Origin of the sequence: Dawidia cretensis, assembly GCF_018598175.1 — a bacterium.
Lineage (GTDB): Bacteria > Bacteroidota > Bacteroidia > Cytophagales > Cyclobacteriaceae > Ohtaekwangia > Ohtaekwangia cretensis.
Window position 1 is genome coordinate 37,981 of the sequence record NZ_JAHESE010000008.1, and the last position, 12,344, is coordinate 50,324.

At 52.4% G+C, this 12,344-nt stretch carries 10 protein-coding genes and 1 pseudogene; 6 read left to right on the forward strand and 5 right to left on the reverse strand.

The genetic code is table 11. The features are described from left to right. Positions 1 to 10: 10 nt before the first annotated feature. On the reverse strand, positions 11 to 1,099 hold the full coding sequence (locus KK062_RS10575; RefSeq protein ID WP_254084264.1) for a hypothetical protein: 1,089 nt from the start codon (positions 1,097 to 1,099) through the stop codon (positions 11 to 13). A gap of 271 nt (positions 1,100 to 1,370) precedes the next feature. On the opposite strand from KK062_RS10575, the gene KK062_RS10580 reads away from it, so the two are divergent. Then, complete coding sequence (locus KK062_RS10580; RefSeq protein WP_254084265.1) at positions 1,371 to 2,015, forward strand: GyrI-like domain-containing protein; 645 nt, start codon at positions 1,371 to 1,373, stop codon at positions 2,013 to 2,015. A gap of 3 nt (positions 2,016 to 2,018) precedes the next feature. Here the strand turns inward: KK062_RS10580 and KK062_RS10585 are convergent, their stop codons facing one another. The 3 genes from KK062_RS10585 to KK062_RS10595 form a co-directional block, all read right to left on the reverse strand. Then, positions 2,019 to 3,605: a Na+/H+ antiporter gene (locus KK062_RS10585; protein WP_254084266.1), complete on the reverse strand. Its 1,587-nt coding sequence runs from the start codon at positions 3,603 to 3,605 to the stop codon at positions 2,019 to 2,021. Positions 3,606 to 3,704: 99 nt separating this feature from the next. Continuing rightward, on the reverse strand, positions 3,705 to 4,628 hold the full coding sequence (locus tag KK062_RS10590; protein ID WP_254084267.1) for an NAD-dependent epimerase/dehydratase family protein: 924 nt from the start codon (positions 4,626 to 4,628) through the stop codon (positions 3,705 to 3,707). A gap of 26 nt (positions 4,629 to 4,654) precedes the next feature. Continuing rightward, complete coding sequence (locus KK062_RS10595) at positions 4,655 to 5,311, reverse strand: phosphoadenylyl-sulfate reductase (protein WP_254084268.1); 657 nt, start codon at positions 5,309 to 5,311, stop codon at positions 4,655 to 4,657. 438 nt (positions 5,312 to 5,749) lie between these two features. Between KK062_RS10595 and KK062_RS10600 the strand changes: the two genes are divergently transcribed. The 5 genes and pseudogenes from KK062_RS10600 to KK062_RS10620 all read left to right on the forward strand — a co-directional run bounded on the left by KK062_RS10600 (position 5,750) and on the right by KK062_RS10620 (position 11,094). Continuing rightward, a complete protein-coding gene (locus tag KK062_RS10600) occupies positions 5,750 to 6,160 on the forward strand; it encodes a 6-pyruvoyl trahydropterin synthase family protein (RefSeq protein WP_254084269.1) in 411 nt (136 codons plus the stop codon). Then, positions 6,120 to 6,812, forward strand: coding sequence for a GTP cyclohydrolase I FolE (gene folE / locus KK062_RS10605; RefSeq protein WP_254084270.1), 693 nt, complete (start codon positions 6,120 to 6,122; stop codon positions 6,810 to 6,812). Before KK062_RS10600 ends, folE begins: the two co-directional genes overlap by 41 nt. A gap of 86 nt (positions 6,813 to 6,898) precedes the next feature. Beyond that, positions 6,899 to 7,417, forward strand: coding sequence for a MarR family winged helix-turn-helix transcriptional regulator (locus KK062_RS10610; protein WP_254084271.1), 519 nt, complete (start codon positions 6,899 to 6,901; stop codon positions 7,415 to 7,417). A gap of 25 nt (positions 7,418 to 7,442) precedes the next feature. Beyond that, positions 7,443 to 9,695 (forward strand): annotated as a pseudogene (locus tag KK062_RS10615) (aconitate hydratase); the annotation flags it as partial. Between the two features lie 577 nt (positions 9,696 to 10,272). Next, positions 10,273 to 11,094, forward strand: a complete 822-nt coding sequence (locus KK062_RS10620) for a hypothetical protein (RefSeq protein WP_254084272.1) — start codon at positions 10,273 to 10,275, stop codon at positions 11,092 to 11,094. Positions 11,095 to 11,097: 3 nt separating this feature from the next. Here KK062_RS10620 and KK062_RS10625 read toward each other — a convergent pair whose 3' ends face one another. Beyond that, positions 11,098 to 12,330: a PepSY-associated TM helix domain-containing protein gene (locus KK062_RS10625; protein WP_254084273.1), complete on the reverse strand. Its 1,233-nt coding sequence runs from the start codon at positions 12,328 to 12,330 to the stop codon at positions 11,098 to 11,100. Positions 12,331 to 12,344 lie beyond the last annotated feature (14 nt).

The following is a 12,344-nucleotide window of genomic DNA, read 5'->3' on the forward strand; positions in this document are numbered from 1 at the left end:
CGTTCAAGATCTACTCGCGGGCGGCTTCGAGGCCGCCTTCGGGTGAGTATGTAAAGGTATAGCTGCGCAGTGCCGCCAGCGGCGCTCTTCCCTCCTGGGACGCCTCCATTTCGTATTGCACGGTCAGCTCGATGGTGTATTCGTCTTCTTCCTGGTGAAGCCAATCCATGCGCACGATGTGGCTGGAGGTAATCTCCCGCGACGATAACGGCATGGGAATGGTCCAGCTTTCGGCCACTAACGTATTGCCATCGCCCATCGGGCTGTGCAGCATAAACAATGTATAGTCGGCTACACCCGACATGCCCAGGGCCAGGTATATTTTCTGACCGCCTACCGTTTTTTCATCGAGGTAGTCTTTATCGAGCGGATCGACGAAGATGGCCTTTTCGATGGCCGCCAGCACCGGCTTGCCGGTCTCGACAGTCACAATCGACTCCGCATACTCCAATGGAACTTCTTCGGTATAATTTCCTTCCTGGCCATTCACCCGGTTCAGGTTGCTCAGAATGAGCGCAAAGGCGCCGGATTCGGTCACCCGGCAGGTGGCTTTATATTCCATTTCTTCCTCCATTCCCAAGCCCGCGACTTCCTTCATACCAAACTCCGCCGGGCTCTCGATCCAGTATGCCCGGTGATGATGTTCATCGTCGACACCTATCATGAGGTTGTCAATCAGTCTACCGTGGTGGTCTACGGTAAATAAAACGTCATATTGGTCGGGGTTATCGTCGTCACCGTTAAGCTCTTCGCGCAGTATATAAAGCGCGTAGCGTGTGGTGCTGTCGATCCGCATGATAAAGGTATTGGCATGTTTCGGGGAAGAATAGTATACGAGGGTGTCGTGCTGAAGCGGCATCATGGGCGCATAGGCCGGATCTATGGCAACCGGAAGTTTCCATGGGCCTTTGTCAAACAAACTCGTCAGGCAGGAATGTTGATCGTTGGCGCTTGCCTCATCCGTGAATTCGACTTCTTCGCCGTGGACGGGCCACACGAGCGCCGGATAACGCGTCTCGGAAAGACAACGGGCCTGCCATTCGCAGGCACATAACAGCATAGCGGCCAAGACCACCCATACCGGCAGAGGTCCATTCATACGTTTAGGTTTCGACACTAAGATAGAAGTTATCGCGTTTTTTTAACTTCCTCTCAGACCTTTTTTATTTGTGTTCGTTACCGGCAACACTTCATCCAACTCCCCCTTTATGGGGGATTGATAATTATATATTCCAGGCGTGCGAAACACGAAAATTGCCTGGCGTAGAAAAAAAACGATTTCTGATCTGTTTTTTACAACTTCTGCTGACATAGGGTTGACGGCCAAGTGTCGCACTTTTGGGTACACCTTATTAACTGATAAGAACCCGATGACAATCACTTCTACGAAAACTTCCTCCAAGCTCGACCTGGTCAAGCACTATAAGTCGTATTATTCGGCCAGCAATACACCCGAGGTGCTCACGCTGGAAGAAGCGCATTATCTTTCACTGACCGGCCAGGGCGACCCTAACGGCGCAGACTTCAAAGCCGGTATACAAGCTCTGTTTCCCGTGGCCTATGGTATCAAGTTTCTGTGTAAATCACGTGGAAAGGATTTTACGGTACCCAAGCTGGAAGCCCAATGGTGGTTCGACAAACGTTACGCCGGTCTGTCCATGGCCGAAGCGCCGCGGCAAATACCGCGCGCAGACTGGCAGTGGCGCTTGCTGATTCGCTTGCCTGACTTTGTCAGCGCCGAAGTCGTGGCGTCTGTGCGCAAAGCGGTATTGGATAAAAAGAAGGTGGCGCTGATTGGTGACGTGAGCTGCGTTACCCTGACGGAAGGCAAGGTAGTACAAATGCTACACCATGGTCCGTTTGATCGCGAGCCCGAAAGCCTGCAAATCATGCAGGAGTTTATGACCCTCCATAACTTAAAGCATGCCGGGCATCACCACGAAATTTACTTGTCTGACTTTAACAAGGTCGCCCCTGCAAAACTGAAAACGATCTTGCGCGAGCCGGTTCAATAATGCTTACGCCAGGTCGCGATCGAGAATGAGACGGGTCTCTTCCAGGTCGAGCTCGTATTCCATCTTGCGTAACACCTCGTCGCTGATATTGCCGTCGCGTCGCAGCCGAATGATGTCGCGCCGCTCCTTCTCCAACAGCTCCTGCTGAATGCGGTGGAATTCACGAATCTGATCTTCGCTCATGCGGCGCTGGGGTTCGTCCTTACGTAACCGCTCGATGCGGATCTCGTATTTCGACTTCACCTGACTGAGTACCTCGTCGCTCAATTCCAGGGCATAGTTTTCTTCGATGTGCTCAATGACCGATGCGGCAATCGCCAGGCGTGCGCGTTGCTCGTCCTCATAGTCTTTTCCATCGGCCTTGAGGCCAAACACCTTGATCATCGGCCGCAACGTCAGGCCCTGCAATACCAGCGTGGAGAAGATCACGCAAAAGGTGAGGAAAATGATCAGGTTGCGATGGGGAAAGGCCACGCCGTTGCCAATCGTTAACGGCAGCGCCAGGGCGGCGGCCAGCGACACAACGCCACGCATACCAGACCAGGCAATGACGGTGGTCAGGCGCACATCGGGCTTCTCTTCCCGTGCACGGAGTTTTTTGGAAAGCATACGCGGAATGTAGGTGCTGGGGTATACCCAGATAATGCGGCCGACGATTACGGCCACGCTAATCACCACGGCATACTTCCACGCCCAGAATGCATAGTCGCCCATCGACCTGATGATCTCCGGCAGCTGTAAGCCGATCAGAATAAAAATGATACCATTCAGAATAAACAGCACGGTATTCCACGAGCTGTTGGCCTGCATGCGTGTTTGCTGGGAGAAGATCTCACTGGAGCTGCGTCCTAACATCAATCCGGCTGTTACCACCGACAGTACGCCCGACACGTGCACGGCTTCCGCCAGCAGGTATGCTACGAAGGGTGCGAGGAATGTCAGTACGGTGTCGTTCGTAGGATTGCTGGGGGTGATGTTGTGGATCCATTTAAAGAGCCATCCCAGTGCAAGGCCTAACCCAATCCCACCCGCGGCCACCAGCAAAAACTGAAAGCCGGCTTCCCACAGGCTAAACGCGCCCGTGGCGACGGCGACGGTGGCATAGCGATAGGCGATCAGACCGGTGGCGTCGTTCACCAGGCTTTCACCTTCCAGGATCGTAACCACGCGTTTGGGAATGGCGAGGCCTTTGGTGGCGGCAGTGGCCGCTACGGCATCTGGTGGTGAAATAATAGCGCCCAGCACAAAACCTTCCGCCCAGCCAAAGCCGGGGATAAACGTATGCGCTACCCAGGCCACGGCACAGGTGGTGAAGATCACGCAGCCGATGGCCAGCAGTGTAATGGGTCGCTTGGCCGCTTTAAACTCAGGCCATGAAGTATTCCAGGCAGCGGCAAACAGCACCGGCGGAAGGAAGATCAGAAACGCCACGTCGGGGTCGAGCGACAGGACCGGCAGTCCGGGCACAAGGCCGATGCCGATGCCGGCGAGCACCAATAGAATAGGATACGGTACCCGGATCTTATCGGTCACTTCCGCCAGGGCGGTGACGACGGCAAGCAAAATGATGACGGTAGCGATGTTTTGCATGCTGGAGAATACGTTTTCTTACCGAACTGTCCATCCTACGGTTAAAAACAGCCGTGGAGGGACCAATCCGGTACCTTAGATAAAAAATTTGTATTGAATTTAAAAGCTGAATTTCGACAGAAATTCTTCCAGCTCGGCTTTTAAGGGTTTTTCTTCACCAATTCCCAGGGTTGCGTTGACCTGGGCGTTTGCCTGAATGTTCAGCTCATGCAGCCGCAGGTGCTGGTTGATAAAGATAAACTCCAGCGGGGGCACCAGTTCTTTCAGGGCGTCGACGATGTCAAACACCCGCAAGGTGCGGTCTACCAGGTTATAGGTGCCACTGGCCAACTGTGTCGATGCCAGGTTGGCCAGGGCATGGGCGACCTTGTCGATGTGTATGAATGTACGCGACTGCTTGCCGTCGCCCTGCACCGTAACACGTTTATCGAAGTTGGCCTCGAATACAAATTTATTAATGACCGAATCAAACCGCATGCTTTTGCTATAACCATACACATTGCCGCAGCGCATGATATACGTGTCCATGCGCGATGCCAGCCGGCGCACGTGCTCTTCGCCACGAATTTTGGAGACGGCATAGAGTGAATGTGGTGCGGGGGCGGCGCTTTCGTCTACCGGCTGGCCCGTCGACGGGCCATAGATGCCTGTGCTGCTGGTATAGACAAAACGTTTGACGGCACTTTCCTCTACGGCGTATACCAGCTCGGCAGTGCCCCAGTGGTTCACTTGCTCGTATACATGCGCATCGGTATTGGCCAGCGGTGTAGTGACCTTCGCGGCCAGGTGGTATACGACGTCGACGCCCTTCAACACTTTGCGCAGCCCGCGTGAATCGAGCAGCTCGCCTTTGACAAACGATACCTTGGAGTGATTCTGTAACCGCAGGCCGAGGAATACATTGTAGTTGGGTCTGCTCAGGTTGTCGTAAACAATAACTTTCTCAACTTCGGGCTTGGTTATGAGGGCACTGATCAACTCCGTGCCGATATACCCGGCACCGCCGGTAATTAATACTTTCATTAGGCTAGATACTGTGGTGATAGAGGTTATTTGCTGATCAGGTCTGTGTGCAGGCCGCATTCTACTTTGTTCATGCCGAACCAACGCGCCTCGCGCTCCTGCATTTCAGGATCTAATTTACGGGTACAAGGCTCACACCCAATGCTGACATATCCTTTTTCTTCCAGGGGGTGTTTGGGCAGCTTGTGTTCTTTCTGATACTGCCAGATCATCTTGGCATTCCAGTCCAGCATGGGATGGAAGCGTACACAACCGTGCCTGGCGGGCTGCTCTACTTTCATTGCGGCACGCACCGCACTTTGGTCGGCACGTACGCCGTTAATCCACACATCGTGTGCCATCAGGATGGCGTCTGTGGGCTGAGTCTTGTTGAGGTAGCAGCAATGATCCGGATCAGAGGTAAAGAGCAGGCGCCCTTCGGAGTCGCGCTGCATGAACTTGGGCACGTCGGACTTCAAGTCAACGATGTTGAGGCCGAACTGCTCGCCGATGTAGTCACGAAACGATACCGTTTCGGGGAAATGGAAGCCGGTGTTAATGAAATAAACCGGTATGTTTTTATCGATGCGGCTCAGAATGTGCAGCAGCACGAGGCTGTGCGACTGAAACGATGATGTGGTGAACAACTTCTTTCCGTCTGCCTGATACGCCTCGATCCTGGTTTTTATATCCTCAAAGTTCATGGCATTCTATCCGTTCAAATAATCCATTTAACTATTTAACAATCAATTCATCAACTGAATAGTAGTGAATAAAAGCTTCATGATTATATTCACTGTCAGTTACGAACCCTAACCCCCACGCGTCTTGAATTCGAAATATCGTGTTCTTTTGGCACTATTGCTCAGTTTACTGGCAATTTGTGGCCAGGCTGTATTTGGTCAAACCATCAATCCCACCCAAATAGTTCATCCTGACACCGCGCATCATGTCGCGCATACACTTCCCTCGCAGCCCTAACAAGTGATCGCTTCGCGGGCGGGAGACCGCTTACGTCTGTGCTTGTTTACAAGCAATAGGGTATACTATAAAGTGCTACAGGAAGCGCGTAGCCAGGGCGATAGGGTATGTTTTACACATCCGATTGAACCATTCTTCGGGAATCCTGTTTACCTTTACGCATGAAGATAAAGGTATCGCGCAAAGAACACTTTAACGCAGCACACCGTCTTTTCAACGCGGCCTGGTCAGATGAACAAAATCAACGGGTCTTCGGCAAATGCAACAACCCGAACTATCACGGTCATAACTACGAGCTGGTAGTAAGCCTGGTGGGTGAGCCCGACCCTGACACCGGTTACGTATATGACCTGAAAGAGCTGAGCGACCTGATCCAGGAACATGTGCTGCGCAAGTTTGATCACCGCAACCTCAACCTGGACCTAGCCGAGTTTAAGGGCGTTAATCCCACCGCTGAAAATATTGCCCTCGTTATCTGGAAGATTCTGCGTGCCCAAATAGATTCTAAATTTGATCTGAAAATTACCTTGTATGAGACCGAACGAAACTTCGTTGAATTCCCAGCCGAATAAGGCAGGCGACGACGACATTGGCGACGACCACGTGGCATCTTCTTCTTTTGAAACGCCGATGCGCGCCGATGCCTTCGACCTGGACGACGAAGAGAAGATCGGGCGTATCGAAGAACACTTCCGCGAGATCATGAACATCCTCGGCCTCGACCTGACTGACGACAGCCTGCAAGGCACGCCGCGTCGCGTCGCCAAGATGTATGTCAAAGAGGTCTTTGCCGGTCTCAACCCCAAGAACCGACCGCATGCCCGGCTCTTTGAAAACAAGTATAACTACGACCAAATGCTGGTCGAAAAAGATATTACATTCTACTCGCACTGCGAGCATCACTTTGTGCCCATTTATGGCAAGGCTCATGTGGCCTACTTCTCGCAAGGCAAAGTGATCGGACTCTCGAAGATCAACCGTATTGTGCAATACTTTTCCAAGCGGCCACAGGTGCAGGAGCGCTTAACGGTACAGATCGGCAAGGAGATCGAGCGTGTGCTGCACACCCAGGATGTGGGCGTGGTGATCGATGCCAACCACATGTGTGTGGCTTCCCGGGGCGTGGGCGACACCAACAGCAAGACCGGCACGGCCTACTTTTCGGGCAAATTCAAGGACGAAAACATAAAAAGAGAGTTTCTAAATTACATTAATAGCAAGTGATCGCACCCCGATTATTCGGGTAACATGCACGTCATAATAAATAAATGGCTAATTTGGCACCGCAAACCAGATCGGCTATTTGGCTTATGTCCCTTGAACAAGACATCCATCAAAAGGACTTCCGAAGCGAATATCACAAGGCTGTTCTTAATTTGATGTATACTCATAACTACCTGTTGGACGGTATGAATGGCGTGTTCAAAAAACATGACATCACCCGGCAGCAGTACAACGTACTGCGTATCCTGCGCGGCCAACATCCCGGGCATGCATCGATCAACCTCATCAAAGACCGGATGATCGACAAGATGCCCGACACCTCCCGCATTGTTGAACGCCTCCGCCTGAAGGGATATCTTACACGTGTATACTGTGCCACGGACAAGCGTAGCGTAGAGGTGACGATCACGCAGGAAGGCCTCGATGCGCTGACGCGAATGCAGGACGAGGTCATCGCCATCGAAAATCTGTTGAACACTCTTACCGAAGACGAAACCCGTCAACTGAATATGTTGTTAGAGAAGGCGCGGACCCCTAATACACCTCCGCAAACGAGTGCAGCAGCCTCTGATGCCCCCTCTGACAAGAAAATATTATTACTTTAGCGTCTCTTTTTAACCTTTTAACAATATGGTATTCGATTTAGACATGATCAAAGCCTTGTACGACAAGATGCCTTCGCGCATTACCAAGGCCCGAAAAGTTGTAAACCGCCCGCTCACCCTCTCCGAAAAGATACTCTACTCCCACCTTCACGACGATCAAAAGTTGGAAAATTTCGGACGGGGCAAGTCGTACGTAGACTTTGCGCCAGACCGTGTAGCCATGCAAGATGCCACCGCCCAAATGGCACTGTTGCAATTTATGTCTGCCGGCCGGCCAAAAGTAGCGGTTCCCTCCACGGTACACTGTGATCACCTAATCGTCGCGAAAACAGGCGCGGCAGAAGACCTTACTATTGCTAATACTGAAAGCGCGGAAGTATTCAATTTCCTTTCGTCTGTCTCTACTAAATATGGCATCGGCTTTTGGCGGCCGGGCGCGGGTATCATTCACCAGGTGGTATTGGAAAACTATGCCTTCCCGGGCGGTATGATGATCGGTACCGACTCTCACACGGTAAACGCCGGCGGCCTTGGCATGGTGGCGATCGGTGTAGGCGGTGCGGATGCCGTAGACGTTATGTCGGGCATGGCCTGGGAATTGAAATTCCCCAAGCTGATCGGTATAAAACTGACCGGTAAACTGAGCGGCTGGGCTTCTGCCAAAGATATTATTCTGAAAGTGGCCGGTATCCTGACCGTAAAAGGCGGTACGGGTGCGATCGTCGAGTACTTCGGCGAAGGCGCCACATCCCTGAGCTGTACGGGTAAAGGTACAATCTGTAACATGGGTGCTGAGATCGGTGCTACGACGTCTACGTTCGGATACGACGAGTCGATGGAGCGCTACCTCATCTCTACCGGCCGTTCTGAAGTCGCCAAACTGGCCAATAAAGTAAAAGAACACCTCACTGCCGACGCAGAAGTATATGCCAACCCTGAGCAATACTTCGACCAGGTGGTAGAGATCAACCTGTCGGAGCTTGAGCCGCACCTTAACGGTCCGTTTACGCCCGACCTGGCTACCCCCATTTCGAAGATCAAAGAAGAAGCAGCCAAGAACGGCTGGCCTACCAAAGTAGAAGTAGGTCTGATCGGTTCTTGTACCAACTCTTCGTATGAAGATATTTCCCGCGCGGCCAGCCTGGCCCGTCAGGTGGCGGCCAAAGGCCTGAGGACGAAAGCTGAGTTCACCATCACACCGGGTTCGGAAGTGGTACGCTATACCATCGACCGCGATGGCTTTATCGATGCCTTCGACAAGATCGGCGCCAAAGTATTTGCTAACGCCTGTGGTCCTTGCATCGGCATGTGGAACCGCGTGGGTGCGGAGAAAAAAGAGAAGAACACGATCGTTCACTCCTTCAACCGTAACTTCCAGTCGCGTAACGACGGCAACCCCAACACGTTTGCGTTCGTAGCGTCGCCCGAGCTGACAACGGCACTGGCCATTGCCGGTGACCTGACCTTTAACCCGGCTACCGATTACCTCACCAACGAGCGTGGCGAGCAAGTGAAGCTGGACCCTCCTACCGGTGACGAGCTGCCGAAGAGAGGCTTCGACGCAGAAGATCCGGGCTTTACCGCGCCGGCAAAAGACGGCAGCAAAGTAGTAGTGAAAGTAAGCGATACGTCTGATCGCCTGCAGCTGCTGGCTCCGTTCAAGGCTTGGGAAGGTACCGACCTGAAAGGTCTGCGCCTGCTGATCAAAGCAAAAGGCAAGTGTACAACCGACCACATCTCGATGGCCGGCAAGTGGCTGAAATACCGCGGTCACCTCGACAACATCTCGAACAACTTGCTGATCGGCGCTACCAATTTCTACAACGAGAAGACTAACAGCGTGAAGAACGCCCTCACTGGTTCTTACGACGAAGTACCCAACGTACAACGTGCTTACAAAGCACAAGGCCTGGGCTCGATCGTAGTCGGCGACGAAAACTATGGCGAAGGCTCATCCCGCGAGCACGCTGCCATGGAGCCGCGCCACCTGGGCGTGCGCGCCATCCTGGTGAAGTCGTTTGCCCGTATCCACGAAACCAACCTGAAGAAGCAAGGTATGCTTGGACTTACCTTCGCGAACAAGGAAGACTATAACAAGATCAAGGAAGACGACACGTTCGATATCGTGGGTCTGACGTCGTTTGCTCCGGAGGTGCCGCTCACGCTGGTGATCCGTCACAGCGATGGCACCGAAGAGTCGATCCAGGTGAACCATACCTACAACGCCGGCCAGATCGAGTGGTTCAAAGCTGGTTCAGCCCTGAACCTGATGGCGGCGAAGTTTGCGAAAGAAGCAAAGACTGCGGCTCCGAAAAAAGCGGCAGCTCCTGCGAAGAAGGCAGCTCCTGCGAAAGCGGTAAAAGCCGTTGCCAAAGTGGTAAAAGGCGTAAAGAAAGTTGTTAAGACTGTCGCTAAGGTTGTGAAGGGTGTAGTGAAGGCTGCGCCTAAAAAGGCCGTCAAGACGGTAGCGAAGAAAGCTGCACCGAAGAAAGCGGTGAAAGCCGTTGCCAAAAAGGTAGCGAAAAAGGCCGCGCCGAAGAAGGCGGTAAAGGCCGTTGCTAAGAAGGTGGTGAAGAAAACCGCTCCTAAAAAAGTGGTAAAGAAAGTAGCCCCGAAAAAAGTAGTCGCTAAAAAGGCTGTTAAAAGCGCCCCAAAAAAAGCGGCTAAGAAAGTAGCGAAGAAGAAGAAGCGGTAATCCCGTTTATCCTTTTGATATGAAGCGGCTGTCCCACCAGGGCAGTCGCTTTTGTTTTATAGACACTTCTTGAAAAGATCATTTAGGATACTAATCTTACGTAGACAACCCTTTGTGCAAGGGATTTATTTTCTTTATCGTGTATACTATAGTTGACCCTATGCCATTCCGTATCTTCTCCTTCCTGCTTTTGCTGATCATTCCCACGGCGTGTAACCTCTTTGCTCCCGGCATCGAACAAACGTGGCACATCGTCAAGATGGAGCTAGCAGAAAACGATCATGAAAGCGAGACGATCTACTACGATGCGTTCCTTTCCTTCTATGACGACGGCAGCACGTCGTTCTTCAACAAGTACGAGCACGAAGACGAAGAGCCTACGGTTGCGCATCAACCGCTTTACCGCGCGGGCCAATGGCGTCGCCACGGCAAGGAGCTTGTCATTACGTTGAGGAACACTGAGAACAGTACAAAATTTATGATCAACAGTATAGACAGTAAGTGGCTGGTGCTCGAGATCGTCGACGGACCGAAAGAGACACTCGGCACGATCTTAAAATGCCAGGTTTCCGAGGAGTATAAAAGTAAATCGTTCGACCTGCTGGCGCCGCAATCTAACCAGTGGCGGACAAAGCCCGATCATAAGGAGGCCCGGGCCGAGCTCAATACACGTGTATTGGCCCATGTAGATTTCCTCCTTTCCTACTTTCAAATGATCAACGACAATGACCAGGGTTACTTCGAGCCACGCGTTCTGCAGACGCCGTTCCAGTTCTTCTCCAACGGTATCGGTCTGCGCGATGACTTTGAGAAAGACGAGCCGTGGGTATCTGGTTTCTACGACGACGATAATGCCGAGCAAGGGGGCAAAATGTTGATCAACGGACTGCGAAGCATCGAGGACTATCCGGGTGGCGGCAAGAACTTTACAGAAGGGTATCAGAAGGCCCTGCTGTTGATTAAAGAATACCTGGAGAAATAAACGCTATTTATTGGCTGCGACGACAGGTCTGCGCATCACAGGCGCCGGACGTTTGACGGCGGCAGGCTTACATGCAGGTTGTATGTTTGCTTCGTCTTCCAGCTCACTGCCTTTCTTCTTGCGGCGACCCCACCAGATATAGAACCCGGTAACGGGCAGACTGGCGCATAGGAGGCTGGCGCAGAAGGCCAGTATTTTGCCGGGTAAGCCCAGCACGGCGCCGACGTGAATGTCGTAGTTCATCCGCATGAGCTTGTCGGCCGCGGCAGCGTCTTTAAACCGGCCATAGACATGGTCTACGGAAAGCTCTTTCAACGTATACTGATCGAAGTAGATGTTATCGTTTTGCCAGTACGTGCCGTCGTCGGGGTTCACACCGACGGCAATGGGTGACGAGGCTGTTTCAGGGCTATGTACTTCCAGCACGGCGGCATTTGGATATTCAGCTGTCATCCGGCGCCAGATCTTATCCATGACGGGCTCGTCAAACGACGCCACCTGCGTGGTGTCAGACACCGGCTCCGTATACATAACCGACTTTTTACCACCGGTTACAGCATAGAGTCCTTCGGCAAACCAGGTAAAGCCCCACACCAATCCGGTGATGGCAAAAATGATCGCGATCCACGATACGTAGAAGCCCAGCACGTTGTGCAGGTCGTAGTTCTTCCGGCGCCAGCGCGCGCTCCACTTGATGCTAAACCGTTGTTTGGCAGCAGCCTTGTTCCGCGGCCACCACAGGACGATGCCCGAGATGAGCATAAAGAAAAATACCAGCGTAGCGGATGCCACAATGGGCTGACCGATTTCGTTGGGCAGCCAGAGGTAAAAATGTCCGTCGAGAATGAACGGGAAAAAACCCGCTTCTTCGTCTGATAGCTTCAGTATTTCACCTGTATACGGATTGAGGTATGCTACATAATAATCTACCGGGTCCGGGTGATAAAAGATCACTTCCGCAGCCTTTCCGGGCTTCCCATATAACACGGCATGCAGATGTTTGCCGGGCAGGGCTGCCATGGCAATGTCTTTCAACCGTGACGGCGGTAAATAGGCCTTGTTTTGCACCTCCACAAACCGGTGGCCTTCGGTGAGGTTGCGGATCTCCGCCTGGAAGGCATAGAGGCAGCCGGTTACGGCAATGATAAAAACGATGATGCCCGAAGTAAGGCCTAACCACAAGTGAAGCTTGCCGATGACTTTTTTGAACAGTGTCGAAAGCTTCTTTTCTGCCATATTCCGCGGTCTAA